The 25,610-nt window shown below is 55.9% G+C and carries 23 protein-coding genes and 1 tRNA gene; 14 read left to right on the forward strand and 10 right to left on the reverse strand.

Features of this window, described 5'->3' with window-relative positions; translation table 11 throughout:
• Positions 1-80: 80 nt before the first annotated feature.
• Together ACR0IO_RS03260 and ACR0IO_RS03265 are read right to left on the reverse strand one after the other, a co-directional pair.
• The gene (locus ACR0IO_RS03260; protein ID WP_480739545.1) at positions 81-1,901 is read right to left on the reverse strand and encodes an ABC transporter transmembrane domain-containing protein; all 1,821 of its coding nucleotides are present in this window, start codon (positions 1,899-1,901) and stop codon (positions 81-83) included.
• A gap of 128 nt (positions 1,902-2,029) precedes the next feature.
• A tRNA-Gly gene (locus ACR0IO_RS03265) sits at positions 2,030-2,103 on the reverse strand.
• Between the two features lie 306 nt (positions 2,104-2,409).
• On the opposite strand from ACR0IO_RS03265, the gene ACR0IO_RS03270 reads away from it, so the two are divergent.
• Positions 2,410-4,299: a PhoX family protein gene (locus ACR0IO_RS03270; protein WP_480739547.1), complete on the forward strand. Its 1,890-nt coding sequence runs from the start codon at positions 2,410-2,412 to the stop codon at positions 4,297-4,299.
• A gap of 64 nt (positions 4,300-4,363) precedes the next feature.
• Here ACR0IO_RS03270 and ACR0IO_RS03275 read toward each other — a convergent pair whose 3' ends face one another.
• The gene (locus ACR0IO_RS03275) at positions 4,364-4,930 is read right to left on the reverse strand and encodes a tetratricopeptide repeat protein (RefSeq protein WP_480739549.1); all 567 of its coding nucleotides are present in this window, start codon (positions 4,928-4,930) and stop codon (positions 4,364-4,366) included.
• Positions 4,931-4,966: 36 nt separating this feature from the next.
• A complete protein-coding gene (locus ACR0IO_RS03280) occupies positions 4,967-5,443 on the reverse strand; it encodes an Lrp/AsnC family transcriptional regulator (protein WP_217353757.1) in 477 nt (158 codons plus the stop codon).
• Positions 5,444-5,551: 108 nt separating this feature from the next.
• Here ACR0IO_RS03280 and putA point away from each other — a divergent pair, with 108 nt between their 5' ends.
• The 3 genes from putA to ACR0IO_RS03295 are packed head-to-tail and all read left to right on the forward strand — an operon-like array spanning position 5,552 to position 10,104.
• Positions 5,552-8,950, forward strand: a complete 3,399-nt coding sequence (gene putA / locus ACR0IO_RS03285; protein ID WP_480739551.1) for a bifunctional proline dehydrogenase/L-glutamate gamma-semialdehyde dehydrogenase PutA — start codon at positions 5,552-5,554, stop codon at positions 8,948-8,950.
• Positions 8,951-8,992: 42 nt separating this feature from the next.
• Positions 8,993-9,736 carry a rhomboid family intramembrane serine protease gene (locus ACR0IO_RS03290; protein WP_170331518.1) on the forward strand — a complete coding sequence of 248 codons (744 nt, stop codon included), beginning with the start codon at positions 8,993-8,995 and terminating at the stop codon, positions 9,734-9,736.
• Positions 9,733-10,104 carry a GFA family protein gene (locus tag ACR0IO_RS03295; RefSeq protein ID WP_480739554.1) on the forward strand — a complete coding sequence of 124 codons (372 nt, stop codon included), beginning with the start codon at positions 9,733-9,735 and terminating at the stop codon, positions 10,102-10,104. Before ACR0IO_RS03290 ends, ACR0IO_RS03295 begins: the two co-directional genes overlap by 4 nt.
• Here ACR0IO_RS03295 and ACR0IO_RS03300 read toward each other — a convergent pair.
• Positions 10,080-10,919: an IclR family transcriptional regulator gene (locus ACR0IO_RS03300; protein WP_480739557.1), complete on the reverse strand. Its 840-nt coding sequence runs from the start codon at positions 10,917-10,919 to the stop codon at positions 10,080-10,082. The genes ACR0IO_RS03295 and ACR0IO_RS03300 overlap by 25 nt on opposite strands.
• Before the next feature lie 201 nt (positions 10,920-11,120).
• On the opposite strand from ACR0IO_RS03300, the gene bhcA reads away from it, so the two are divergent.
• The 4 genes from bhcA to bhcD are packed head-to-tail and all read left to right on the forward strand — an operon-like array spanning position 11,121 to position 15,470.
• The gene (gene bhcA, locus ACR0IO_RS03305; protein WP_480739560.1) at positions 11,121-12,311 is read left to right on the forward strand and encodes an L-aspartate--glyoxylate aminotransferase BhcA; all 1,191 of its coding nucleotides are present in this window, start codon (positions 11,121-11,123) and stop codon (positions 12,309-12,311) included.
• An 11-nt stretch (positions 12,312-12,322) separates the two neighbouring features.
• Complete coding sequence (gene bhcB / locus ACR0IO_RS03310) at positions 12,323-13,294, forward strand: beta-hydroxyaspartate dehydratase BhcB (protein ID WP_480739563.1); 972 nt, start codon at positions 12,323-12,325, stop codon at positions 13,292-13,294.
• An 11-nt stretch (positions 13,295-13,305) separates the two neighbouring features.
• A complete protein-coding gene (bhcC, locus tag ACR0IO_RS03315; protein ID WP_480739565.1) occupies positions 13,306-14,469 on the forward strand; it encodes a 3-hydroxy-D-aspartate aldolase BhcC in 1,164 nt (387 codons plus the stop codon).
• 14 nt (positions 14,470-14,483) lie between these two features.
• Positions 14,484-15,470 (forward strand): iminosuccinate reductase BhcD, encoded by a 987-nt coding sequence (bhcD, locus tag ACR0IO_RS03320; RefSeq protein ID WP_480739567.1) that lies wholly within the window; start codon positions 14,484-14,486, stop codon positions 15,468-15,470.
• 61 nt (positions 15,471-15,531) lie between these two features.
• Here bhcD and ACR0IO_RS03325 read toward each other — a convergent pair whose 3' ends face one another.
• Together ACR0IO_RS03325 and ACR0IO_RS03330 are read right to left on the reverse strand one after the other, a co-directional pair.
• Positions 15,532-16,317, reverse strand: coding sequence for an inositol monophosphatase family protein (locus ACR0IO_RS03325; RefSeq protein WP_155145437.1), 786 nt, complete (start codon positions 16,315-16,317; stop codon positions 15,532-15,534).
• A gap of 108 nt (positions 16,318-16,425) precedes the next feature.
• Positions 16,426-17,331, reverse strand: coding sequence for a LysR family transcriptional regulator (locus ACR0IO_RS03330; RefSeq protein ID WP_480739570.1), 906 nt, complete (start codon positions 17,329-17,331; stop codon positions 16,426-16,428).
• 95 nt (positions 17,332-17,426) lie between these two features.
• Here ACR0IO_RS03330 and metF point away from each other — a divergent pair, with 95 nt between their 5' ends.
• Positions 17,427-18,293, forward strand: coding sequence for a methylenetetrahydrofolate reductase [NAD(P)H] (gene metF, locus ACR0IO_RS03335; RefSeq protein ID WP_480739572.1), 867 nt, complete (start codon positions 17,427-17,429; stop codon positions 18,291-18,293).
• A 212-nt stretch (positions 18,294-18,505) separates the two neighbouring features.
• Positions 18,506-19,180 (forward strand): DnaJ domain-containing protein, encoded by a 675-nt coding sequence (locus ACR0IO_RS03340; RefSeq protein ID WP_480739576.1) that lies wholly within the window; start codon positions 18,506-18,508, stop codon positions 19,178-19,180.
• Positions 19,181-19,240: 60 nt separating this feature from the next.
• Here the strand turns inward: ACR0IO_RS03340 and ACR0IO_RS03345 are convergent, their stop codons facing one another.
• Positions 19,241-19,759, reverse strand: a complete 519-nt coding sequence (locus ACR0IO_RS03345; RefSeq protein ID WP_155145444.1) for a YHS domain-containing (seleno)protein — start codon at positions 19,757-19,759, stop codon at positions 19,241-19,243.
• A gap of 245 nt (positions 19,760-20,004) precedes the next feature.
• On the opposite strand from ACR0IO_RS03345, the gene yghU reads away from it, so the two are divergent.
• Positions 20,005-20,883, forward strand: coding sequence for a glutathione-dependent disulfide-bond oxidoreductase (gene yghU / locus ACR0IO_RS03350; RefSeq protein ID WP_480739578.1), 879 nt, complete (start codon positions 20,005-20,007; stop codon positions 20,881-20,883).
• Between the two features lie 65 nt (positions 20,884-20,948).
• Here the strand turns inward: yghU and ACR0IO_RS03355 are convergent, their stop codons facing one another.
• Both ACR0IO_RS03355 and ACR0IO_RS03360 read right to left on the reverse strand, forming a co-directional pair.
• Entirely contained in the window at positions 20,949-21,737 is a 789-nt protein-coding gene (locus ACR0IO_RS03355; RefSeq protein ID WP_480739581.1) for an SseB family protein, read from the reverse strand.
• Positions 21,730-22,317 (reverse strand): uracil-DNA glycosylase family protein, encoded by a 588-nt coding sequence (locus ACR0IO_RS03360; RefSeq protein WP_480739782.1) that lies wholly within the window; start codon positions 22,315-22,317, stop codon positions 21,730-21,732. Before ACR0IO_RS03360 ends, ACR0IO_RS03355 begins: the two co-directional genes overlap by 8 nt.
• A gap of 236 nt (positions 22,318-22,553) precedes the next feature.
• On the opposite strand from ACR0IO_RS03360, the gene ACR0IO_RS03365 reads away from it, so the two are divergent.
• Genes ACR0IO_RS03365 through kdsA form a run of 3 tightly spaced genes read left to right on the forward strand, consistent with a single transcriptional unit; the run spans position 22,554 to position 25,610 of the window.
• Positions 22,554-23,213: an ABC transporter ATP-binding protein gene (locus ACR0IO_RS03365; RefSeq protein WP_155145450.1), complete on the forward strand. Its 660-nt coding sequence runs from the start codon at positions 22,554-22,556 to the stop codon at positions 23,211-23,213.
• Positions 23,191-24,771, forward strand: a complete 1,581-nt coding sequence (locus tag ACR0IO_RS03370) for a KpsE/RkpR family capsule polysaccharide export protein (protein ID WP_480739584.1) — start codon at positions 23,191-23,193, stop codon at positions 24,769-24,771. The genes ACR0IO_RS03365 and ACR0IO_RS03370 overlap by 23 nt, the downstream gene beginning before the upstream one ends.
• Before the next feature lie 5 nt (positions 24,772-24,776).
• Positions 24,777-25,610 carry a 3-deoxy-8-phosphooctulonate synthase gene (gene kdsA, locus ACR0IO_RS03375; RefSeq protein WP_155145454.1) on the forward strand — a complete coding sequence of 278 codons (834 nt, stop codon included), beginning with the start codon at positions 24,777-24,779 and terminating at the stop codon, positions 25,608-25,610.

Genomic DNA, 25,610 nt, shown 5'->3' on the forward strand with positions numbered 1-25,610 from the left:
CGCAAGCGACGGCTTAGCCGCCGGATGAGAGAAAATGTAGAATGACGCTGCGACGATTCGTGATTTGCCCGTACGTCACTTCATTCGGCAGCCACGCCATCGGTGAACTGAAGACGCGCCAGACGGGCATAAAGACCGTCCTGCGCCACCAGATCCTCATGGGTACCCTGCGCCACGATCTGTCCGGCTTCCATCACGACTATACGGTCAGCTTTCTTCACCGTGGCCAGACGATGCGCCACGATTAGGGTCGTCCGGCCGGCACGCATTTGATCCACCGCACCCTGCACAGCCCGCTCACTCTCGGCATCGAGCGCCGATGTTGCTTCGTCCAGCAAGAGAACAGGAGCATCCCGCAGAATCGCACGCGCGATTGCGATACGCTGTTTCTGTCCACCTGACAGCATCACACCGCGCTCACCTACGAAACTGTCATAGCCCTCCGGCAAGGCTGAAATGAAATCATGCGCCGCAGCAGCCTTTGCCGCTTCTTCAACTTCGGCATCGGTCGCGTCCAGACGACCAAACCGGATATTCTCTCGCGCCGAGGCCGCAAAGATCACCGGATCCTGAGGAACCAGCGCCATATGCTGGCGGAAATCGTCGCGTTCAAGATCACGCAGATTCACACCATCCAGACTGACCTGGCCCGCATCCGGATCATAGAACCGCTGGATCATCTGAATAACGGTGGTCTTACCGGCACCGGACGGGCCGACGAAGGCAACGGTTTCACCGGGCTTCACATGCAAAGTCAGATGATCAAGTGCCAGAACGTCAGGGCGGGCCGGATAACGGAATGTGACGTCATCGAACCGGATTTCACCGCGTACGGGCTGTGCGAGTTTCCGGGGCTGAGAAGGATCGGTTACAGTATCTTCCGAATTCAACAACTCGACCAAACGCTCGGTTGCACCTGCGGCGCGCTGCAGTTCGCTCCATATCTCAGAAAGCGCTGCCACTGAACCCGCCATAATGACCGAATAGATGACGAACTGAACCAGAACGCCTTCGGTCATAACACCGTTGCGGACATCATTGGCACCCATCCACAACACGCCAACAATCCCGGAGAAGACCAGAAAGATAACGATGACGGTCAGCACAGCTCGGGTCTGAATGCGTTTGAGGGAAACCACATAGGAGGTTTCCGTCATGTCTCCGAACTGTTTCCGGCTGGCCTCTTCATGCGTAAAGGCCTGTACGGTTTGTACCGCGCCCAGCGCTTCGCCTGCGTTACCGGAGGACGCCGCTATCCAATCCTGGTTTTCACGGCTGATGACGCGCAGGCGGCGCCCCAGCACCAGAATCGGCACAACCACAGCCGGGATCAACAACAGCACAAGACCGGTCAGCTTGGCCGAAGTCAGCAACATCAGCACCATTCCACCGACGAACATCAGCATATTGCGCAAGGCGATCGAGACTGAAGATCCGAGAACCGATTGGATCAGTGTCGTATCTGTGGTGATCCGGCTCAAAACTTCGCCCGTCATGATCCGTTCGTAGAACTCGGGGCTCATCCCAATGACACGATCGAACACGGCTTTCCGGATATCGGCGACAACCCGTTCGCCCAGACGCGTTACTAACGCGTAACGGATGCCAGTACCCACCGCCAGAACGGCGGCAATGCCCAGCGCCGCCATGAAGTACCAGTCCAGCAGTTCGCCATCTTCAATACGGAAATTGTCGATCACACGGCGAACCGCCAATGGCAACGTAAGCGACATCCCCGCGGTTACCGTCAGCGCCAGCGTCGCACCGATCATCAGCATCCGATAAGGCTTCATGAATGGCCAGAGCGACGACAACACGCCCAGTTTCTTTGAGCCAGCCCTTTCTTCGCTGGCACCGGGTGCCGGGGTAGTGTCTTGGCTCGCGGACTGAGAATTTGCCATGTCTGGCCCTTGTGTCGTGATCGGGTCTAAGTCAACGCTTCTTGGCGACAGAGGTGATCGGGGTCAAGCAATGCGCGCGATTTACTACCCTTAGCGGGCTATTTGACGCAATCGATATCGGGCTGAGCTGGAGCGGGTAGACGGAATCGAACCGACATAGCCTGCTTGGAAGGCAGGGGCTTTACCATTAAGCTATACCCGCTCAGGTCTGGGCTGAGTAGTCCATGCGTCAGCGGTCGTCAAGAACCGAAATTGCACAATACGGTCCTTTTGTGAAAGACCCATGAAAGTTGGTTTGGCAATAGAATGCCTGTTGTATGCGTGACTACCCTCGCCCAACATATCCGGGCCAACAGATACGTGGAAACGAGCAGTAACTCGCGTATCAAAAAGTGATGTGTTTACGGATGTCGGTCGCGACAGGGTTAATCGTGTTGTTATCAACCTGTCACAAACGCGCCCTAAATCCACTTTCAATCAAACCGATTCAGACAGCCAGGAGCCATCCATGAAAGACGTTGATCTTACCACTATCTCCGCCGATGACTGGGACGAACTGCACTTCCCCCGCCCCGAAGAAAACGACTTTGACCGCGTCGTCGAACGCGCCATATCCCGTCGGGGATTCCTGGGCGGTGTGTTGGCATTCGGCTCGGGTGCGGCTGCAATGGGCGCTGGCCTGCTAAACTCGACTTCAGCGCAGGCGCAATCCGCCTCACGTTTCGCCTTTACTCCGATCGCCGCACAAACCGACGGCACTGTCCATGTACCCGAAGGGTATGAATGGAAAATCATGACGCGCTGGGGTGATCCGCTGTTCTCGGACACCGACGGCTATGATATCACCGATGGTGGCCCGGTTGAGAAATCGGATCGCATCTTCGGCGAAAACACAGACGGGATGGAAACCTTCGCGTTTCAGGGTCACGAGCTGATCGCGATCAACCACGAATACCCGAACCGCAAAATCAACCTACCCGCCGCGCAGGAAGGTGTCCCAGCAAACGCCGACGATGTTCTGAAGCTTCAGAACATTCAGGGTGTGACCGTGATGGAAATCACCGAAGGTTCCGATGGCTGGTCGGTCGTCAAAGACAGCCCCTTTAACCGTCGTATCCACCACAACACCCCGATGAAGATCGTCGGACCCGCCGCAGGTCACGATCTGCTGAAAACCGAAGCCGATCCAACCGGCACATCCTCGCTGGGTACCATGAACAACTGTGGCGCGGGCAAAACGCCTTGGGGTACCTACCTAACCTGCGAGGAGAACTTTAACGGTTACTTCGGCTCCAGTGATGAAAACGCGACCTACGACCAAAAGGTTGCTGACGGGTTCAAGCGTTATGGCGTCAAGGCCGAAAGCTGGAACGGGTATGAGCTGTTCGATCCGCGGTTTGACACGTCGAAAAATCCGAACGAACCGCATCGCGCGGGCTGGATTGTTGAGATCGACCCGACAAAGCCGGACAGCACACCGGTCAAGCACACTGGTCTGGGGCGCTTCAAGCACGAAAACGCTGAAGTGACGCTAGCTGCTGATGGCCGCGTAGTTGTCTACATGGGCGACGATGAACGTGGTGAGTATCTGTACAAGTTTGTCTCGAACGGTACCTACCAGCCGGGTAGCGAGACCGAGAGCCTGCTGAATGACGGCACGCTCTATGTTGCAAAGTTCAACGACGACGCAACCGGTGAATGGCTGGCACTAACGCCGGAAACCACTGGCATGGGCGACGCTGAGATTGCGATCTTCACCCGTATGGCCGCGTCCAAAGCTGGCGGCACTACCATGGATCGCCCCGAATGGGTGGCATCCAGCCCGGTTGCAGTTGAAGCCTATTGCTGCCTCACCAACAACAAGAACCGTGGCGTGAAGCCGAACGCTGGTGGTGATGACACATCGGTCAACGGACCAAACCCACGTGAGGCAAACAAATACGGCCAGATTGTACGCTGGCGTCCGGCGAATGATGACCATGCGACCGAAGCGTTCGATTGGGATCTGTACGTGATGGCTGGTAACCCGACCGTGCATTCTGACGACCGTGCCGGATCTGCCAACGTGAACGAGGGCAACCTGTTCAATTCGCCCGACGGCATGGTTATCGACTCGACCGGCCTGATCTGGATCCAGACGGACGGCAATGACGACAACGAGGAAGATTTCGCGGGTAACGGCAACAACCAGATGCTGGTTGGCGATCCGGTCACTGGCGAGATCGCGCGCTTCATGACGGGACCAACCGGTTGTGAAGTCACCGGTCTGGCGTGGTCCAGCGACCTGCGCACCATGTTTGTCGGCATTCAACACCCGGGCAGCAACTGGCCGGATGGCGGTACACCGCGTTCGTCAGTGATTGCGATCAAGCGAGTCGATAACGGTTTGGTTGGCTAACCAGACTACTAAAAAACTACGCCTCCGGGATCATGTTCCGGAGGCGTTCCTAAAACCCGGCTTGCTAGATATCTTCCCCTGGCGGGGCCAGTAATCCACCCGGCGCCAGCAAATGCCGCTCTGGAAGCCATGGGTTGAGGACCAATGCTTCGGTTAGGGCCTCCCTCGCTTCGTCGGTGCGCCCCAAGCCAAGCAAGGTCAGAGCCCGGCCGCTCAACGCTGCCACGTGATTTGGCGACAAGGCAATCGCAGCATCCAAATCGACCAATGCAGCGCTGAAATTCTGCCTCAGGAAGTTTACAAAGGCTCGTTGATTGTAACCCTCCGCATATGCAGGGCAAAACTCGACAAGCGTGTTGAATGTTTCCAACGCACCAAGCAAATCCCATGCTTCGCGTCTGCGCATCCCCCGATCCAGAAGCGCCTGAGCTTGCTCTCCGGGGGCGTCAGTCCACAACTCCCACATTTGATTTGAAATTGCGCGCGCTTCCTGTTCAGTCTCGGCTTTCTGGATCTGAGCAACCAATGCATCCACTTCGGCTACGTGGTCTGCGGCTTCAGGACAGGTCTGGGCACTCAGAGGGTTGGACAGCGCGACTGCTGCGGAAAGGATGGCTGCAAATCTGAACATTCTTCAATGATGGCGCGATTATGCATTCCGTCAACTTCAGGTGCCGACTGGTCCCGGCAATCCCACCTCCTTCACCGCCTCCATAGCAACGAACGTTGAGGTATTCGCCACATGCGGCAAGGATGAAATCTTTTCGGCCAGAACAGCGCGATACTCTGACATCGATCCTGTCCTCACCTTAAGAAGGTAGTCAAAATTCGAAGCGATCATATGCGCCTGTTCAATCTCGGCGATCCGGCGAACGGCAGCATTGAATTCAGCCAGTGCTTTTTCGCGCGTGTCCGTCAAACGCACCTCGACAAAGGCGACATGATCCAGGCCCAGCCGGATCGGATCGAGCATGGCGCGATAGCCGGTGATGATGCCTTCAGCCTCAAGCCGCTTGAGGCGCGCCTGCGTCGGAGACTTTGAAAGCCCGATCTGCCGGGCAAGGTCTGCCACAGAAATCCGTCCATCCTCAGACAGAATCGACAGTATCGCCTGATCGAACCGATCAAGATCTGGAAAGCCCATTTGGATCGCCTTTTCTCAGTTATTAAGGTCTTTAGCCCACTAATTATCACACTTCAGTCCATTGTCCCGGGAAATCGCATGTATACTCGACAAAAGACCGGAGGATACATGTCTCACAGCCTACGTACTCATATCGACAGCCATACTTATGCGGACCAGTCTGCTTTACTGGAGAACCTTGTTTCTCAAGCCGCTCTCAACCAAGCGGATCGTCACGCCATCAGTGATGCAGCGGCGCAGTTGGTCCGGGATATTCGATCCAGCACCTCTCCGGGGTTGATGGAGGTCTTTCTGGCTGAGTACGGGTTATCAACCGACGAAGGTGTCGCACTGATGTGTCTGGCTGAGGCGTTGTTGCGCGTTCCGGATGCGGACACCATCGATGCACTGATCGAGGATAAGATCGCCCCTTCGGATTGGGGCAAGCATCTTGGGCATTCTTCATCTTCCCTTGTGAATGCCTCAACATGGGCCCTGATGCTGACCGGCAAGGTACTGGATGAAGGAAAAACCTCACCCGTCAGCGCATTGCGTGGCGCAATCAAACGGCTGGGCGAACCGGTGATCCGAACTGCCGTCGGCCGGGCAATGAAGGAAATGGGTCGCCAGTTCGTGCTGGGAGAGACCATTCAATCCGCCATGGACCGTGCCAGTGGTATGGAAGCCAAAGGCTACACCTATTCCTACGACATGCTGGGCGAAGCAGCGCGTACCGAGGCGGATGCGGCGCGCTATCATCTGTCTTACTCGCGGGCAATCGCTGCGATCGCCGAGGCCTGCACGCATGATGATATCCGCGCCAACCCCGGCATTTCCGTCAAGCTGTCCGCGTTGCATCCGCGCTATGAACTGGCCCAGGAACATCGGGTGATGGAGGAGCTTGTCCCCCGCCTGCGTGCTCTGGCCCTGCTGGCCAAGGCAGCTGGTATGGGGCTGAACGTGGATGCAGAAGAAGCAGATCGCCTGTCCCTGTCTTTGCAGGTGATCGAAGCCGTGATGTCAGAACCCGCACTCGCCGGATGGGACGGGTTCGGCATCGTTGTGCAGGCCTATGGCCCGCGCGCCGGTCTGGTATTGGATACGCTCTACCAAATGGCTGAAAAACATGACCGCAAGCTGATGGTGCGGCTGGTCAAAGGGGCCTATTGGGATACCGAAATCAAGCGTGCTCAGGTCGAGGGTGTGGCTGGCTTTCCGGTCTTCACTCAAAAAGCCGCCACCGATGTTTCCTACATCGCCAATGCACGCAAGTTACTGGGTATGACGGATCGGATTTATCCGCAGTTCGCCACTCATAACGCACATACCGTCAGCGCGATCCTTCATATGGCTGACAACCAACCGTTTGAGTTCCAGCGACTGCATGGCATGGGTGAGACGTTGCATCAGATCGTGAAGGACAAGCAAAATACGCGTTGCCGAATTTATGCTCCGGTAGGCGCGCATCGTGATCTGTTGGCCTATCTGGTGCGCCGCCTGCTTGAAAACGGGGCGAACTCCTCATTCGTAAATCAGATCGTCGACGAAAATGTTCCTCCTGAAGAAGTTGCATCCGACCCGTTTGAGGCCATTGCCGAACCCGCCAAACCGTTACCGACCGGACCGGAATTGTTCGAACCTGAACGTGTGAATTCCAAAGGCTTTGACCTTCAGCACACGCCAACACTGGACATGATTGATGCAGCGCGGGACCGGTTCAGAGCACATCATTGGTACGCACAGCCATTGCTGTCGGACAACGCACAGCCAGAAGCGGATCAGGCCGTGATAAACCCGGCCCATCCACAGGATAGGCCCGGTGCAGTAGCGCCCGCCAGCGCCGAGGATGTTGAACTGGCACTGGCCTCGGCCTCACCCTGGCAGGCAACGGCAGCTGATCGCAAGAGTATGCTGAACGCAGCCGCTGACCTGTACGAGGAGAACTTTGGAGAGCTGTTCGCACTGCTTTCGCGAGAAGCCGGAAAGTCGCTGCCCGACGCCATTGCAGAGCTCCGTGAAGCGGTTGATTTTCTGCGCTACTACGCGGCGAACATCCCGGATGCCAAACCATCGGGTATTTTCACCTGCATCAGTCCCTGGAACTTTCCTCTCGCGATTTTCACTGGTCAGATTTCTGCGGCCCTTGCGACCGGCAATGCCGTACTGGCAAAACCCGCCCCGCAAACTCCGCTGATCGGACACCGCGCTGTACAACTGATGCATGAAGCAGGTGTCCCCCGAGATGCACTGCAATTGCTGCCCGGAGGACCGGCAGTTGGCGCGGCGTTGACTTCGGATTCACGTGTCTCAGGTGTTGCATTCACCGGATCAACAGCGACAGCGCTGAAAATCCGTTCAGCGATGGCCGAGAATTTGCGGCCGGGCACACCGTTGATTGCCGAGACCGGTGGCCTCAACGCAATGATCGTCGACAGCACCGCCCTGCCCGAACAAGCCGTGCAATCCATCATCGAAAGCGCATTCCAATCGGCGGGCCAACGCTGTTCCGCACTGCGGTGCCTGTATCTGCAGGAAGATATCGCTGACGATGTCCTGACCATGCTGCAAGGTGCAATGGACGCGCTTAGCGTAGGGGATCCATGGCTGATTTCGACCGATTGTGGACCGGTGATTGATCAGACAGCATTGCAAGGTATCGCCGATCACGTGGCCAAAGCGCGTGCCGAAGGGCGTGTTCTGAAAGAACTCTCGACGCCACCCGAAGGCACATTCATTGCCCCAGCACTAATCGAGATTTCCGGGATCGCTGCGCTGGAACGTGAAATCTTTGGTCCTGTGCTGCATGTCGCCCGCTTCAAAGCACAGGATATCGACAAAGTGATCGGCGATATCAACGCTACGGGCTATGGCCTGACATTCGGCCTGCACACACGGATCGACGATCGGGTGCAGCATGTGACCGAAGCCATCCATGCCGGCAATATCTATGTGAATCGCAATCAGATCGGCGCCATTGTAGGCTCGCAGCCTTTTGGCGGTGAAGGGTTGTCCGGCACAGGCCCCAAGGCCGGCGGGCCCAACTATATGGCGCGCTTCTGCGCTCCTAACCGGCAGGTTGTGAGCGAGGATTGGACAGACAGTGCTGACCTTCCAGAGCCTGAAGGCCAACCTATCGGGATCACAACCCAGTCCTTGCCCGGCCCTACCGGCGAATCTAACCGGTTGAGTGAATACCCGCGTCCCCCGGTGCTATGTCTGGGTCCGGGTCCTGATGCCGCGCAAGCTCAGGCCGACGCGGTCAAGGCCCTCGGTGGATCAGCAATCCGGGCTACCGGTGCGCTCGATCTACACCGTCTGGAAAACCTGACGGGTTTCTCTGGTGTCATGTGGTGGGGTGACGAAACGACCGGACGAGAAATTGAACGGCACCTGTCGCGTCGTGATGGTCCGATTTTGCCGTTGATTCCGGGCATGCCGGATCGTGCGCGTGTGCTGGCCGAGCGCCATGTCTGCGTCGACACAACCGCTGCCGGTGGCAATGCTGCACTTTTGGGTGGTGCGGCATAAGCTTGACTTGACGCTGGGCTGCGAAAGGCCCAGCGTCGCGCCATGTTTCCAATTCGCGATCATAACCCCTCGGGTCGAACACCTTTTGTCGTCTATGCGTTGATGGCGGCAAACATCCTGATCTTTTTCAGCTATCTCGGAATCATGGACGACGCCCGGCTGCTTAATCGGTTCTATTTCGACTATGCGATCATACCGGCACGGATCTCGGATGGAGTTGCATTTGAAACCCTGCTGACGTCAATGTTTCTGCACGGCGGCTGGATGCATCTGGCTGGAAACATGCTGTTTTTATGGATTTTCGGCGACAATCTGGAAGATGAGATGGGGCACCTGCCCTTTCTGTTATTCTATCTGGCAGCGGGGATTGGCGCTGGGCTGATCCATGTAGTCACGGCACCAGATTCGGTCGTGCCCACCATTGGTGCTTCGGGTGCGATCGCAGGGGTTATGGGTGGTTATTTGCTGCTGTTCCCGAAGGCGCGCGTCGATATCCTGCTGATCCTGATCGTCTACTTCCGGGTCTTTACAATTCCGGCATTCATCATGCTTGGGCTGTGGCTTGCAATGCAGTTTCTGGGTAGCCTTGCAAGCAATCCGGATGAAGGTGGCGTTGCCTACTGGGCGCATACCGGAGGATTTGCCGTCGGGCTGGTCCTGTGTATCCCGCTTTGGCTGAGACGTGGTGGAATTGATTTCTGGGATCGCACCCATGGTCATCCACCGCACCCCGAACATAAGTACAAGCTGACCCAATCCCGCATTCCAAAGGTTCCGCGAAAATGACCAGAATGACCGCCTCCTGCCATTGTGGTGCCATCGAGATCGAAGCCGAGTTTCCTCAAGGCCTGGCTTCGGCTGCGCGATGCGATTGTTCGTTCTGCATTCGCCGCGGGGCCGCAGCAGTCACGGCCACAACCGAAAGTCTGCGTGTCCTCAAGGGGTCGGATAATCTGAGCCTTTACACTTGGGGAACTCAGACCGCCAAACACTACTTCTGCAAAACATGCGGCATCTACGTCTACCATCAGAGACGCTCAGACCCTGACGAGTGTGGAGTGAACCTTGGCTGTGTCGAAGGTGGAAACCCCAGAACGCATGGAACGATTCCCTGGAACGATGGCGTTAATCATCCGTCAGACAGATCTGATTGATCGGGCCCCTGCCCACCGCTCAGATAGGTGATCTCCTGCGCGGCCTGAACGACCAGTTCGGCCAGATCGGTCGCGCGCACATCATCAAACCTGACGGTTGGACCTGATACAGAGATACCCGCGCAGGGTTCGCCTTTGTCGTTGTAGATTGCGGCACCAATGCAGGACATTCCCTCATAGCGTTCTTCCCGGTCATGCGACCAGCCGCGCGCCCGGGTCTCAGACAGATCCCTGAGCAGCATTTCTTCGGATGCCAACGTACTATCCGTGAACTTCGTCAGATCCGCAGACTTCAACAGTTTACCAAGAGCAGCCTCTTTCATTGCCGCCAAAATGGCTTTGCCAGTTCCTGACGCATACATCGGTGTCCGCGCGCCGGGCGGGAAAAAAGCGCGGATCGGGTTTGAGGTTTCGACCTGACCGACAAACACAACTTCCCCGCCATCCGGAACAGCCAGATTGGCAGTTTCTCCGCTATCCTGCATCAGCCGCCTGAGTATCGGACGCCCGATCTCAAGAACGCTGTTCCGTCGCAAGAAGGATGCGCCGGTACGGTAGGCTTCGATCCCGATCATCCATTCCTGACGCTCGTCGTCAAATGTGACATACCCATGTTTCTGAAGCGTTGTCAGAATGCGATGAGTGGTGGCTGTGGGCACCCCGATTTCACGGGCAAGATCGCTGAGCGAAGCACGCTCGAACCGCGCCACCGATGTCAAAACACCCAGCGCCCTGTCCAGTGACTGCATGGTTCCGGCCGAGCTTTCCTTGAACAACGACTTTGGCCTGCCGCGTGGTCGTTTCTGAGTCTCCATACCGATCCTTTTTGCTTCTTTGACGGCCCGCTTAAAAACCTGGCCGTGGATTGCGATTTTCAGAATATGAAAATGAGAAACTAAAAACCTTTTAATTTCAGCTTATTGCTAATTTAATTCCATAAATGAAAATATTTTTCAAGAAAATTGCACCTAATGAGGAGTCCGGCGACACTTGTTTCCAAAGTGGAGGACAGAGTGATGTCAAACCAGAACCCGGTCTTTATTCCCGGCCCAACCAACATCCCGGATCGCCTGCGTCTTGCCATGCAAGTACAGACGCAGGACCACCGTGCACCCGATTTCGTGGACACATTCGCACCCGTTCTCGAGGACACCAAAAAGGTCTTTGGCACTGTACCAGGACAGATCGTAACCTTTCCAGCCAGTGGCACTGGCGGATGGGAGGCTGCGGTATCAAACACGCTCAGCCCCGGCGACAAGGTCCTTGTCGCGCGCTACGGCGTGTTCAGCCATCGCTGGATCGATTTGTGCCAACGGCATGGGCTGGACGTTCAGATCGTCGAATGCCCATGGGGTGAAGGTGCGCCCGCAGACCGTTTTCAGGCGATCCTGGCTGCGGATACTGCGCATCAAATCAAGGCTGTGCTGGTTACACACAACGAGACCGCCACAGGCGTACGATCGGATATCGGCGCAGTACGCCGAGGCATGGATGCAGCCTCGCATCCCGCCATGCTGTTTGTGGATTGTGTAAGCTCTCTGGCCTCGATGCCGTTCGAGTTTGATCGCTGGGGTGTCGACATCGCCGTCTCTGGTTCGCAAAAGGGGTTCATGCTGGCGACTGGCATGGCAATTCTCTGCGTCAGCCCTAAGGCGATTGCGGCCATGGAAACAGCCAAGCTGCCACGGACCTTCTTTGACTTCCGCGACATGATGGCGGCCAATGCCTCAGGCGGGTTTCCCTATACCCCTCCGCTGCAATTGATCTACGGCATGCGTGAAAGTCTTAAGATGCTGTTCGAAGAGGGGCTTGAGAATGTCTACGCACGCCACTTCAGGCTAGCCGAAGGTGTTCGCCGCGCAACCGATGCCTGGGGGCTGAAACTGGTTGCCCAATCCCCCGAACTCTATTCGGATACAGTCAGCGCCATTTATGTCCCCGAGGGTTTTGACAGCAACGCCCTGACCGATCACGCCTTTAATGCATATGGTGTCTCCTTCGGTATCGGGCTTGGTCAGCTGAACGGCAAGGCCTTCCGCATCGGCCATTTGGGAAGCCTGACGGATGTCATGGTGCTCTCCGGTCTGGCGACTGTCGAGATGGCGATGGCCGACCTGAATTACCCTATCAAACTCGGCAGCGGTGTGGCTGCGGCCCAGGAATACTACCGCAACACTGGCGCAAATCCCGCCAAGGCTGCGGCGTGAGGAGGCCCCACATGTTAGATCAAATCACAGCGTCCGATCTGACGATCGACGATGTGCGCGCAGCGCATGAACGCATCAAACCTCATATCCGACGCACTCCTGTAATGACGTCAGACTATCTGAACGACCTGACCGGTGCACAATTGTTCTTCAAATGTGAGAATTTTCAGGAGGCTGGCGCTTTCAAAGTTCGCGGGGCCAGCAATGCCGTGTTTGGTCTGAGTGATGAGATGGCTACCAAGGGCGTCTGCACGCATTCCAGCGGCAACCACGCGCTCTCACTGTCTTATGCGGCGGGGCGTCGCGGTATCCCCTGCAATGTGGTGATGCCACGTACGGCACCACAAGCAAAGAAAGATGCTGTTCGCCGGTTTGGCGGCACAATCACCGAATGCGAACCTTCCACGTCTTCGCGTGAGTCAACCTTTGCCGAAGTTCAGGCCCACACAGGTGGCGAATTTGTGCATCCGTATAATGATTTGCGCGTCATCACGGGTCAGGCAACCTGTTCGGCGGAACTACTTGAACAGACCAACGGTGTAGATGCCGTGATTGCGCCAATCGGCGGTGGTGGCATGGTTTCAGGTACCTGTCTTACCGTGTCGAACCTGTCTCCTGAGACAGCGATTTACGCGGCAGAACCAGAGCAGGCTGACGACGCTTACCGATCGTTCAAAGCGGGACACATTATCGCTGACGACGCACCCAAGACGGTAGCTGACGGGTTGCTGGTGCCTCTCAAGGAAAACACGTGGCACTTCGTATCGCACCACGTGACCGACATTTTCACGGCGTCGGAGGATGACATCGTCGAAGCGATGAAACTGACCTGGAAATACCTGCGCGTTGTGATGGAGCCGTCATCTGCCGTGCCATTGGCGACAATTCTCAAGAACCCCGACGTGTTCCGGGGCAAGCGCGTCGGGGTGATCATCACCGGCGGCAACGTGGATCTGGACAAGCTGCCCTGGCTCAAAGGGTAAGGAGAAACAGGATGAACAAACCCATAAATATCGATCAACTCGAAGTTGGCTATGACATCCCTGCCGCGATTGGCATGGATGAAACCGAAATTCAAACGCCTTGCCTGATCCTTGATCTGGATGCGCTAGAGCGGAACATAAAAAAGATGGGCGATTATGCCAAAGCCCACGGGATGCGTCACCGCGTGCACGGCAAGATGCACAAGTCTGTGGATGTCGCGAAACTACAGGAAAAGCTGGGCGATGCCGTTGGCGTGTGCTGTCAGAAGGTGTCTGAGGCAGAAGTATTCGCGCGCGGCGGCATCAAGGATATTCTGGTTTCAAATCAGGTTCGCGATCCTGCCAAGATCGATCGATTGGCCCAACTGCCCAAACTTGGTGCACGCACCATTGTCTGTGTCGATGACATCAACAACGTGGCCGATCTGTCTGCGGCTGCTCAAAAGCACGGCACCGAGCTGGAAGTGTTTGTAGAAATCGACTGTGGGGCGGGTCGTTGCGGCGTAACCAATACTTCGGACGTCGTTGCTATCGCCAAAGCTGTGCAAGCTGCACCCAACCTGAAATTCACCGGCATTCAGGCCTATCAGGGTGCGATGCAGCATCTGGATACCTATGAGGCGCGGCAAGAGAAACTCGATACCGCAATCGCCATGGTCAAGGACGCTGTGGATGGACTGAAAGCTGAGGGTATTGAATGTGGGTTGGTTTCCGGCGGCGGAACCGGTTCCTACTACTTCGAAAGTAACTCGGGCGTTTACAACGAGTTGCAATGCGGTTCTTACGCCTTCATGGATGCTGATTATGGTCGCATTCTTGATAAGGACGGCAAGCGGATCGATCAGGGGGAATGGGAAAACGCCCTGTTCATTCTGACGAGTGTCATGAGCCACGCCAAAGCCGACAAGGCCATCTGTGATGCGGGCCTCAAAGCGCAGTCAGTCGATAGTGGCCTGCCCTTCATCTATGGGCGGGACGACGTCGAGTATCTGAAATGCTCGGATGAACATGGGGTGATCGGCGATCCGGACGGTGTGTTGAAAGTCAACGACAAGCTGCGTCTGGTGCCCGGTCACTGTGATCCAACGTGCAATGTCCATGATTGGTATGTCGGTGTCCGCAACGGCAAGGTCGAAACCCTGTGGCCCGTGTCTGCGCGCGGGAAGGCATACTGACAATGAGGGATGGTATGACAACACAAACAGATGGCTTGCTGATCGTCGGTGAAGAGCTGTGCGAAAAACTGGTCGGTCGGCAACAGGCCTTTGACGCCGTTCAGGACGTATTCGCCGCGATGGCACGTGGTGGCGCATGGAACTTTCCCGTTATCCGTGAGGCGCTTGGCTACGCGGATGCGCTTTACGGTTTCAAATCCGGGTTTGACCGCGATGGTAAGGTTCTGGGCGTGAAGTCAGGTGGTTATTGGCCGGGAAACGCGGAACACGGTCTAACCAACCACCAGTCAACGGTGTTCCTATTTGACCCGGATACTGGACGACTGTCAGCGCTGGTTGGCGGTAACTATCTGACCGCAGTGCGCACTGCGGCGTCTTCGGCCATTTCCATCGCTCATCTGGCCCGAAAGGATGCAAAGGTGCTGGGCATGGTCGGAGCTGGTCATCAATCTGCCTTCCAATTGCGCGCGGCTGCGGAGCAACGCGATTTTGAAAAGGTTGTGGCCTGGAACCCGCACCCAGACATGCTGCCTCGGTTGGCGGCTGTCGCCGACGAGATCGGGCTGGAATTCGAAGCAGTTAGTCAACAGGAGTTGGGCGCGCAAGCGGATGTGATCATCACGATCACCTCTGCCTTTGAACCCCTGCTGCTGAAAGACTGGATCAAGCCTGGCACTCATCTGGCCTGTATGGGCACCGATACCAAGGGAAAGATGGAAGTGGATCCATCCCTGGTTGCCGCTGCCTCAGTGTTCACCGACGAGGTGGCGCAATCCGTCACGATTGGAGAGGCGCAGCACGCCGCGACAGACGGTTCGACTACCGCCGAAGCGATCACCCCGATTGGTGCGGTTATCAATGGCGACCATTCCGGGCGGACGAGTGACACCGAGATCACCTTGTTCGATGGGACCGGCGTCGGGTTGCAGGATCTGGCTGTCGCGTCGGTCGCCGCCAGATTGGCGGATGAAGCCGGATTGGCCCAGCGCGCAACTCTCTAGACAAAAAAAGCGCGCCTTGTTTCAGGGCGCGCTTTCAAAACTTCGAGTCAAAGGTCTCGCGTTAGCCGCGGATCACCTTGGCAAAGCTGTCAAAGATCGGCTCGTTGGCGCAAATCACTTCACCATCTTCCAGCACACTGCCTTCAGGGTTCAGAGCCTGAACAAAGCCGCCTGCTTCCTTGACGATGATGATGCCCGCAGCCAGATCCCAGGCGTTCAGGCGACGCTCCCAGAAACCTTCGTAGCGGCCGGCGGCGACATAGGCCATGTCCAGAGCAGCGGCGCCCCAGCGGCGAACACCTGCACATGCTGGCATCAGGCGCGCCAGATCCTGCAAAGTCGCAGGCAGGTCAGAACGACCACCAAAAGGCAAACCTGTAGAGAAGATCGACTCAATCATCCGATGGCGACCTGAAACACGGATGCGGGTGTCATTCATCCACGCGCCCTCGCCTTTTTCGGCAAAGAACATTTCATCCTTGGCAGCGTCGTAGATCACACCAGCAACGATCTTGCCTTTGTGTTCCAGTGCGATCGAAATCGCCCAGTGCGGCAGGCCGTGCAGGAAATTGGTGGTGCCATCCAGAGGGTCGACAATCCAGCGGCGCGTTGGGTCTTCGCCGTCAATCGCTCCGCCTTCTTCGGCCAGCCAGCCATAGGTCGGGCGAGCGCCCAGCAATTCTTCTTTCAGGATCGCCTCGGCAGCGATGTCAGCCTTCGATACGAAGTCACCAGCGCCCTTCATCGACACCTGCAGGTTTTCGACCTCACGAAAATCCTTGACCAAAGAACGCCCCGCTTTGCGCGCGGCCTTGATCATGATGTTGAGATTTGCACTGCCAACCATTGTTCTGACGCTCCTGTCCGGTCAAACCGCGCGTATACTGGGGCAAGTCGACCTTGCCAAGAGGCATGATGTGCATATCAGCCCCGCAACCGACGCCGTAACAGACACCTATTGGGTCTGCAACTTGCGCGCCTCGACCCTTGCGAGTTTAACCAGTTCCTGAACGAACGGTTTTTCAAGGTCTTCAGAGCGTACTGCAGCGTATAGCCTACGGGTGATCCCCTCTTTGGTCAGCGGACGTGTGACGTAATCAGAGTTGTATTTAACCTCTCGGACAACCCAGTCGGGCAACACTGAAATCCCCCGGTTTGACGCCACCAGCAGCAGGATCACAGCGGTCAGTTCAACCTGCCGGATCGTTGCCGGTTCAACCCTTGCTGGGATCAGCAACTGACTGAAAACATCCAGTCGCGTCCTCTCAACCGGATATGTGATCAGCGTTTGCCCGCGAAAGTCTTCGGCTTCGATATAGGGCTTGTCGGCCAACGGATGAGACGAGGCCGCGACAAACACAGCGTTGTAGTCAAACAATTCAACAAATTCGACACCCGGCAGGTTTTCGGGGTCGGAGGATACAACCAGATCCACCTCTTCTTTCTGCAATGCTGGCAGCGCATCAAATGCTAGGCCCGGTCGGATGTCGACGTCTACGTCTGGCCAGGATTTCCGGAAGGCCTCAAGCACCGGGAACAGCCATTCAAAACAGGCATGGCATTCAATAGCGATATGCATGCGGCCCGTCCGTCCGTCGCGGAGCGAAGAGAACTCATCCTGCATCGCCTCGACTTGAGGCAATATTTGCTCAGCAAGACGCAGCAAACGCAGACCCGCAGCAGAGAGTTTCATCGGCTTGGATCGCCGCAGGAACAACTCAACCCCAGCCTGATCTTCGAGCCCTTTGATTTGGTGGCTTAGCGCCGACTGCGTGATGTTCAGTTGATCCGCTGCACGCGCCAGCCCACCACATTCATGAATGGCCTTGATCGTGCGGAGATGTCGGAACTCGATATGCATATTTTACTGAGCTCATGTTGTTCTTGAATAATATGAGTTTGTCTCACAATGCTTCGCATGGCACAAGGGCCGGGAACAAAAGCTGTGAGGGCCCGATGACCAAGCCTGAAATTTCATTCGAGTTTTTTCCGCCCCAAACGCTGGAGGCCTCGTTTCGTCTTTGGGATACCGTCCAGACTCTGGCGCCGCTTGACCCTCGTTTCGTTTCGGTCACCTACGGTGCCGGCGGCACGACCCGTGAATTGACGCGGGATGCTGTGGCCACATTGCATAAATCTTCGGGCCTGCCCGTTGCGGCGCACCTGACATGTGTTGATGCATCGCGTCAGGAAACGCTGGAGATTGCGGATACCTTCGCACGTGCAGGCGTTCAGGATATCGTCGCGCTGCGGGGTGACCCACCTAAGGGTCAGGATCGGTTCGTACCGCATCCCGAAGGCTTTACCAGCTCGGTCGAACTGATCGAAGCGCTGGCCGAAACCGAGATGTTCAGCATCCGCGTCGGTGCCTATCCTGACAAACATCCCGAAGCCGGTGACATGGCAGCTGATGTCGAATGGCTGAAAGCCAAATTGGATGCCGGCGCAGATGAAGCACTGACCCAGTTTTTCTTTGAGGCCGAAACCTTCTTCCGCTTCCGCGATGCCTGCGCAAAGGCCGGAATTGATAAGCCGATCGTGCCGGGCATTCTGCCAATCGAGAACTGGAAAGGTGCACGCAAGTTTGCTCAACGCTGTGGTGCCAGCATCCCGACCTGGTTGGAGCAAGCGTTTGAAAAGGCAGTGCGTGATGGTCGCGAAGATTTGCTGGCCACTGCAGTCTGCACAGAATTGTGCTCGGACCTGATCGAAGGCGGTGTCGACAAGCTGCACTTCTATACACTGAACCGGCCCGAGTTAACGCGAGATGTCTGTTTTGCACTCGGGATTGTTCCGAAAGCTGAACTACAAAACGTCGCCTGATTTCAAACAAGGACCCCTGTGCTGCCGGGCTGCTTCGTCAGTCCGGCTCTTTTTTATCTGGTTTTGCAACAGTACATCACCCTTACCGTGCGAAGACAATCTCACGCGGCTCATCCTATTGTTCGCCCAATACACCTCAATTCTTTGAGAAATTTGACAAAAAAACGTTAGCCCTCAAACTGGGCTTGTGTAGTTTAAAGAGTGTTTTGAGTATGGAGCCAGTTAACAGGATCCAGGCCCGGGTAGATGCGCTCGAGGCTCTTGGCCTCGGCCAATCGGCGGACGCAGATGAAATTCGTGACGCTTGGCGTCGTATCGCATTTCATGCGCATCCGGATCACACCGATGGGGATTATTCCAATTTCTCCAACGCTAAAGCGGCGTATGACTATTTAAGAAAAGAAGGTTTCGCCAGCAAAGAAAGGCAGGGATCGGCGCAGCCGCGGCGGCCCAAGCTGCGCAAACGTGTTGTCGAACTGGATGAAGACCAAATCGAGGCCTGCCATATCTTGCTAAACCCTGATCTGGCCATTCCGTACCGTCCAGATGGAATGGTTCAAAGCAATGATACCGCTTCCGTTCGCGACAACGCTCGGGCTTCGGATCATGTACCGGATGCCATTGGATGTTACGGACGCGATCTGACATTTTTTGTAGCGACCCCTGTCTGCGAAGGCTCAAACAGGGTTGCTTTGCCAACATCTATTCTGTCCAGCTGTCGCCGGAAAGAAACCGAAATCCTTGCGTTTCAGTCAAAGAGTTCAGGCTCGGGTGAAGTGGTTATTCCGGATTCGATCCGTCAGAGTAAATTCCCCGGCGCGCGAAGCGTGAGAATTCGTTTCGAAGCTGACGAACAGATGCGGGATGAGTTCTGGATCGCAAGCTAACCAATGATCGGGTGAAGAGCCCGGCCGATTAAGCCGGGCTTTCGATACTGAACCGTCGGTTTAGTTGGACACAGGGCCTTCGGACGTGAATTTTGGAATGACGCTGGTCGAGGCATCCGATGTTTCGATACCGGGCCAGTTGCCTTCGGCCAGATTGATGTTGCCCGGAACGTCTTCTTCCCAGAAGCCAACCACAACATCAGTGATGTTCAGGTACAGTTTATCATCGACAATCCGCCACAGGTTCGGGTTGGCCGGAACCTTGCCGCCTTTTGAAACGCCATAGGCGCAGTGGCCATCATATTGCGGCGCGTAATAGGCCGGGTTCTCCAGGAACTTGTCGCGGTTTTCCTCTGTCGAGAACGCCCAAGTGGACCCATTGTATTCCGCAGTAATATCCGACTGACCACGCACCGCTTCTGGTTGCGACTGTCCGACCGGCACCTGAGCAAGATCGCGGTAGGCGACGACGTCGTAACCTGAGACGGCAAATCCGGTTCCGTCAACATATTGCGGGCCAGCAAATGCCGGAACGGCCAGCGTCACAGCCGCGGCAAAGGTCAGGGCAAAGCGTTTCATGTGGTCAATCCTCTTATTTCAACTGTTTCCGGGCGCCGTGGTGGCGGGACTGGCATGACAATATGCGATTCTGATGCACTTCGTAGTCCTGCTCGCGGCGGTGTGACATCCAACGAGGAAACGTGAGGAGATCGTCGCGGAATGTTACAAAGCCAGTGCAACATCGGGGCTTGGACTTTGACTTTTGCAACATTAGCTGTTGTTGCACCGGGTGCGCAGCCCGACAAAGGCATGAAAGGTAAGTGATGAGCGAGAACGCGACCTATACACCACCGAAAGTCTGGACCTGGGACAGCGAAAGCGGTGGACGCTTCGCAAATATCAACCGGCCCATTGCCGGCGCGACCCACGACAAGGATCTGCCAATCGGCAAACATCCTATGCAACTTTATTCACTGGCAACTCCCAATGGTGTCAAAGTGACTGTGATGCTGGAAGAACTGTTGGCGCTGGGTCATGAAGGTGCTGAGTACAATGCCTGGCTTATCAATATCGGTGAGGGCGACCAGTTCAGCTCGGGTTTTGTCGAGGCGAACCCTAACTCAAAAATCCCTGCCCTGTGGGACAGATCCGGCGATGATCCCATCCGTGTTTTTGAAAGTGCGTCGATCCTGTTTCATCTGGCCGAGAAGTTCGGTGAGTTTCTGCCAAAATCGGGAACCGAGCGCACCGAGGTTATGAACTGGCTGTTCTGGCAGATGGGCAGCGCGCCTTACCTGGGTGGCGGTTTCGGTCATTTCTACGCCTATGCCCCGGAAAAATGGGAATACCCGATTAACCGCTTTGCCATGGAAGCCAAACGTCAACTGGACGTGCTAGAGCGTGAACTGGCAACCAAGACCTACATCGCCGGCGAAGACTACAGCATCGCCGACATGGCAATCTGGCCGTGGTATGGCCAGCTTGTTCTGGGCCGTCTCTACGATGCAGCAGAGTTCCTGGACGTAGAATCCTACAAGAATGTTATGCGTTGGGCCAAGGCGATTGACGAACGGCCCGCTGTTGTGCGCGGTCGCATGGTGAACCGTCCTTTCGGTGAACCTCACATGCAGTTGCATGAACGCCATGACGCCAGCGACTTCGAGACACGCACGCAGGACAAGCTGGAACCTGCGGCCGAGTAAATAGCTTCAAGGGAAAGGCCACGTCGGAGCACTACTCCGCGTGGCCTTTTCATTTTTAGCAATCTCTATTTTAGGATTGGCGGCTTTTCCGGATCACTTCCCGGAATGGGCCTTGAGACTTGCCGGACTTCTGGCTGAGGCAACTCAAAACGCAATCCGACATTGGCCAGCGCTGCGGCCGTTGGCTCGTCTGCATTGAAGAAACCAACATCCAATGCACCGGCTTCAATGCCAGAAAAGGTAAGCGCTTCCGATACGGCTTTGGCGAGCGCGGCCTCGGCCTCATCCGAGGCGCCGACGAACCCAAGCAAATGCCCCTGCCCGCCAAGGTCGTTTTTTGTGCCCACCAGAAACGCAGCACTGGCAAGCCCCGCAGCGGTCGCCAATTTGGTGTCCAATGCTGTGAGCAGCCTGTCCGGCAATCCGGATGGAGACAGAAACTCCGCCAGTTTCTGTTGTACTTCTTCCGGCCCATGCTGAAGGGTGCTGGCAAGCCAGCCCAATGCCTCAGCTGGAATCAACATGGATGAAGGGGCCGTATCCAGATTCAGACCCAGTCCGATCCCCTGCCCGGACAACATCGCTGCCAGTACCCGGCCAGACAGTGCAACATAAGGTGCCGGTCGGCCCGCGAAACCAGCCAGTCGATCTTCACGATCAAATGCCAGTACAAAGCTGCCATCCGCCACCTCAAACAGTTCGGGCGATATGTTTTCGTCCCGTGCCTCTTCGGTCAACATCAGGAACAGTTCGCAATCAGCCAGCCGTTCGAAAAACCGCAGCCGCGCTGCATCGTCCTGTGGGTTTGCCTCCATCTCGGCATGGGCAGCATCCAGGGCCGTTGTGTCAGTCATTCAGCACCTCTTGTACCCGCGCACGCAAAACCGGCAACAGTTCAGCTTCGAACCACGGGTTCTTCTTCAACCATGCCGTATTGCGCCACGACGGGTGAGGCAAGGCAAAGACACGCGGCGCATGGTCTCGCCAGTTTCGAACAGTCTCCGTGACAGGCGTTCGGGCGCCCAGGTGATATTTATGCGCATGGCCGCCGACCAACACAGTCAGACGCACTTCACCCAACTCCTGCATCACCTTGTCATGCCACGTGTGACCACAGACGGGAGGTGGCGGCAAGTCGGCCTTGCGATCGTTATAGCCTGGAAAACAGAAAGCCATCGGCACAATGGAAACCTGCGCCCTGTCATAAAACACGTCCTCATCCAGGCCGAGCCATTCACGCAATCGATCACCCGACGGATCGGTAAACGGACGACCGGATTCGTGGACACGCGCACCGGGAGCCTGGCCTGCGATCAATATTCGTGATCCCGATTGAAACCAGACCACGGGGCGCGGTTTATGCGCCGTATAGGTTTGCGCAAATGTATCTGCGCATAGACGGCAGGACCGGATCTGATAGGCCAGCAAATTCATAGGATGATAAGGTTTCCTCAATCCAGCTTGTTCATTGCTTGTCATGAAGATAATGGTCCTGCGATTTCGATCCAGTGGTGGAGCCACAGGTCACACAATCCTGAACAACGACCGGAACGCATTGATCATTTGTTTCATATTTCGACATAATGTGGCCAACATGGATCGGTAGCAGAAACGCTGGTGATACGATCCGGCGAATGACAGACATAAAAGGAACGATCAGCAGGTCGTGAATGCTTGAATTTGAGAACGTCAGCAAATCCTTCTGGACCGGGACGCGCCGAAAGGTAATCCTGGACAATGTCTCTTTCCGGGTCGAGCTGGGTAAATCCCTCGGGGTTCTGGCGCCGAATGGGACAGGAAAGACTACTCTTATCAACATGATGGCTGGGCTTGAGCAACCCGATGAAGGCGTTATACGCCGCGAATGCCGGGTCTCGTTTCCGATGGGGTTCACCGGTGGCGTTTCCAAACGCATGTCCGCTTTGGAAAACGCACGATACATCGCCAAAATCTACGGTATGGATCCGGATTATGTCGAAGCCTACTGCCGTTGGCTGTGTGGCTTGGGTGAATATTTCAACCAGCCGCTGGCCACTTATTCGGCTGGCATGCGCGCGCGGTTCACATTTTCGCTGATGTTGGCGCTGGACTTCGATATGTACCTTATCGACGAAGGAATGCCCTCTACTACGGACGTGGAGTTCAACAAGAAGGCCGGTGAAATCCTGCAGGAGCGTTTGCGAACCACTACCCTGGTGATCGTTTCGCACAGCCCCAAGATACTTGAAAAATTCGCACGACAAGCGGCTGTGCTTGTCGATGGGCAGCTCTACATGTTTGAAACCTTGGAAGAGGCAAAGCAGCTATATGACTACCAAACCCAAGGCTAAGAAATTCAATTCAGGCGATGCGCCGCAAGGGGAAGGAACCGCTGAAGCACGCTCGGAAGCGATTTCCCGAATCCGGCGGGCAACCCAACCCCCCACCGCCACCGGCGAAAGTCAGCCGGGCATTGAATTGGATGCCATCAAACGCGAAGGGTTGACTGGCCGCCAGTTACGAGTAGCTCGTCGACTGGCGCAAAAAAATGGGTTGGCGGCCACATCCGATTACGATGCAGTTCGGTTACTGCGTCAGAAAGGCATTGATCCCTTCCAGCGCACCAATCTGCTGGAACTTGCGGCCTCATCGGGTTCTGAAGCAAATAGAGAAACTGACCCTAAAGACACTATAAATATCCAACTGCCCCAAACGGTTAAGAGGGCACAGGAAACCTTGCCAGGGCCAGAGTTGAGCCCCGCCCAACGTCGTGAATATGAGATTGGGCAAATCCAGAAAGACGTCGCCAAACGTCGTCGACGCAAACTCATCGGTCTATTCGCGCGTTTGGCTGTTTTTGTTTTGCTGCCCACGATAGTCGTCGGATATTACTTCTACCGCGTGGCAACGCCCATGTACGCAAGCGATTCCGCATTTTCCATTCTGCAGGCAGATGGTGGCGGAGCGATCGGAGGCTTGCTGTCCGGAACGCAATTCGCCACAGCACAGGATTCCGTTGCGACCCAGGAGTTCCTTGAATCCAAAGATGCGCTGCAAAGGCTCGATAAAGATGTCGGGTTTACCGAGATTTTCCAACAGGATTGGATTGATCCGATTCAGCGTCTGTCCCCCGATGCGAGCCTTGAAGAGGCCTATAAACTTTACAAAAAAATGATCACGATCGGGTATGACCCAACCGATGGTATCATTCGGATGGAAGTTGCCGCGCCGGATGCTGAAACTTCGGTCAATCTGTCTAACCTTCTGATTTCATACGCCGAAGAGAGAATAAACGGGCTGACCGAATTGAAGCGCGAAGATCAGATGCGGGACGCCTTGAGGGGCTTCGAAACTGCGCAAGAGGAACGCCGAAAAGCACAAGAGAACCTGATTGAGTTGCAGATGCAGGGCGCTGTGCTTGATCCGGAAAATGTCCTTGCAGGCATGCGCGGGCGCATCAACGAAATCGAAGTTCAGTTACAGGACAAAGAACTGCAACTTGCAGCGCTTCTGGACAATCTTCGACCAAACAAAGCCAAGGTTGACGGCGTCAGGGCAGACATCGAACGACTGGAAGCCGTTCTTGCCGAACTGAATGCCGAAATGCTGGACGCGTCTGCAGGCGAAAATTCGCTTGCCCGATTGAGCGTTCGCATTCAGATGGCTCAAGCCGATCTGGCGGCACGGGATATGATGCTCCAAACCGCTTTGCAGCAGATGGAAACAACACGCACCGAGGCCAACCGAAAGGTTCGGTATCTTACTGTGTCCGTAAACCCGGTGGCCAGTCAGGAACCCACCTATCCACGCAAGTTTGAAAATACGATTTTGGCTTTCCTGTTGTTTGCTGGTATCTACCTGTTGATTTCGCTTACAGCGTCAGTCCTTCGTGAACAGGTATCCTCGTAAGACTCATGAAACATGTAAAAATCGCCGATCTGACAGTTGGCAACGACCTTCCGCTTACCATCATCGCCGGTCCCTGCCAGCTTGAGACCGCGGACCACGCTCAGATGATCGCGGGCACAATGAAAGAAGCCTGCGAAGCCGCTGGCGCACAGTACGTCTTTAAGGCTTCGTATGACAAAGCCAACCGGACCTCGCTATCCGGCAAGCGCGGAATGGGTATTGATGCAGGGCTCAAGGTTCTGGACGATATCCGCAAAACAATGGGCATACCGGTTCTGACCGACGTTCATTCCGAAGCTCAATGCGCCATCGCTGCCGAGGCCGTGGATGTGCTGCAGATCCCGGCCTTCTTGTGCCGCCAGACAGACATGTTGCTGGCTGCGGGGAACACTGGCGCCGTGATCAACGTCAAAAAGGGTCAGTTTCTTGCCCCTTGGGAAATGCAGAACATCGTCACCAAGATCGAAAGCACCGGCAACCATAATCTCCTCCTGACCGAGCGTGGGGCTTCGTTTGGCTATAACACTCTGGTCGCGGACATGCGGTCGTTGCCGATCATGGCGCAGACTGGCTACCCAGTCGTCATGGATGCAACGCATTCGGTGCAGCAGCCTGGCGGCCGCGGCGGATCATCAGGCGGGCAGCGAGAATTTGCACCCGTTATGGCCCGTGCCGCAGTTGCGGTGGGTGCAGCAGCAGTATTCATGGAGACCCATCAGGATCCCGACAATGCACCCTGTGATGGGCCAAACATGATCTACCTGGATCAGATGCCCAAGCTCGTTGACACATTGATGCGCTTTGATGCGCTGGCCAAAGCCAACCCTATCCAAATTTAG

The organism is Ruegeria sp. CE12, assembly GCF_056537525.1.

What these genes read in the sequence shown, in the direction of transcription:
- ACR0IO_RS03370 (WP_480739584.1), top strand. Translation starts at nt 23,191, where the DNA reads ATGACTACCAAACCCAAGGCTAAGAAATTCAATTCAGGCGATGCGCCG.
- ACR0IO_RS03300 (WP_480739557.1), bottom strand. Translation starts at nt 10,919, where the DNA reads ATGGAGACTCAGAAACGACCACGCGGCAGGCCAAAGTCGTTGTTCAAG.
- ACR0IO_RS03260 (WP_480739545.1), bottom strand. Translation starts at nt 1,901, where the DNA reads ATGGCAAATTCTCAGTCCGCGAGCCAAGACACTACCCCGGCACCCGGT.
- ACR0IO_RS03275 (WP_480739549.1), bottom strand. Translation starts at nt 4,930, where the DNA reads ATGTTCAGATTTGCAGCCATCCTTTCCGCAGCAGTCGCGCTGTCCAAC.
- ACR0IO_RS03365 (WP_155145450.1), top strand. Translation starts at nt 22,554, where the DNA reads ATGCTTGAATTTGAGAACGTCAGCAAATCCTTCTGGACCGGGACGCGC.
- bhcA (WP_480739560.1), top strand. Translation starts at nt 11,121, where the DNA reads ATGTCAAACCAGAACCCGGTCTTTATTCCCGGCCCAACCAACATCCCG.
- metF (WP_480739572.1), top strand. Translation starts at nt 17,427, where the DNA reads ATGACCAAGCCTGAAATTTCATTCGAGTTTTTTCCGCCCCAAACGCTG.
- ACR0IO_RS03345 (WP_155145444.1), bottom strand. Translation starts at nt 19,759, where the DNA reads ATGAAACGCTTTGCCCTGACCTTTGCCGCGGCTGTGACGCTGGCCGTT.
- ACR0IO_RS03290 (WP_170331518.1), top strand. Translation starts at nt 8,993, where the DNA reads ATGTTTCCAATTCGCGATCATAACCCCTCGGGTCGAACACCTTTTGTC.
- ACR0IO_RS03360 (WP_480739782.1), bottom strand. Translation starts at nt 22,317, where the DNA reads ATGAATTTGCTGGCCTATCAGATCCGGTCCTGCCGTCTATGCGCAGAT.
- putA (WP_480739551.1), top strand. Translation starts at nt 5,552, where the DNA reads ATGTCTCACAGCCTACGTACTCATATCGACAGCCATACTTATGCGGAC.
- bhcB (WP_480739563.1), top strand. Translation starts at nt 12,323, where the DNA reads ATGTTAGATCAAATCACAGCGTCCGATCTGACGATCGACGATGTGCGC.
- kdsA (WP_155145454.1), top strand. Translation starts at nt 24,777, where the DNA reads ATGAAACATGTAAAAATCGCCGATCTGACAGTTGGCAACGACCTTCCG.
- bhcC (WP_480739565.1), top strand. Translation starts at nt 13,306, where the DNA reads ATGAACAAACCCATAAATATCGATCAACTCGAAGTTGGCTATGACATC.
- ACR0IO_RS03355 (WP_480739581.1), bottom strand. Translation starts at nt 21,737, where the DNA reads ATGACTGACACAACGGCCCTGGATGCTGCCCATGCCGAGATGGAGGCA.
- ACR0IO_RS03295 (WP_480739554.1), top strand. Translation starts at nt 9,733, where the DNA reads ATGACCAGAATGACCGCCTCCTGCCATTGTGGTGCCATCGAGATCGAA.
- ACR0IO_RS03325 (WP_155145437.1), bottom strand. Translation starts at nt 16,317, where the DNA reads ATGGTTGGCAGTGCAAATCTCAACATCATGATCAAGGCCGCGCGCAAA.
- yghU (WP_480739578.1), top strand. Translation starts at nt 20,005, where the DNA reads ATGAGCGAGAACGCGACCTATACACCACCGAAAGTCTGGACCTGGGAC.
- ACR0IO_RS03340 (WP_480739576.1), top strand. Translation starts at nt 18,506, where the DNA reads ATGGAGCCAGTTAACAGGATCCAGGCCCGGGTAGATGCGCTCGAGGCT.
- ACR0IO_RS03330 (WP_480739570.1), bottom strand. Translation starts at nt 17,331, where the DNA reads ATGCATATCGAGTTCCGACATCTCCGCACGATCAAGGCCATTCATGAA.
- ACR0IO_RS03270 (WP_480739547.1), top strand. Translation starts at nt 2,410, where the DNA reads ATGAAAGACGTTGATCTTACCACTATCTCCGCCGATGACTGGGACGAA.
- bhcD (WP_480739567.1), top strand. Translation starts at nt 14,484, where the DNA reads ATGACAACACAAACAGATGGCTTGCTGATCGTCGGTGAAGAGCTGTGC.
- ACR0IO_RS03280 (WP_217353757.1), bottom strand. Translation starts at nt 5,443, where the DNA reads ATGGGCTTTCCAGATCTTGATCGGTTCGATCAGGCGATACTGTCGATT.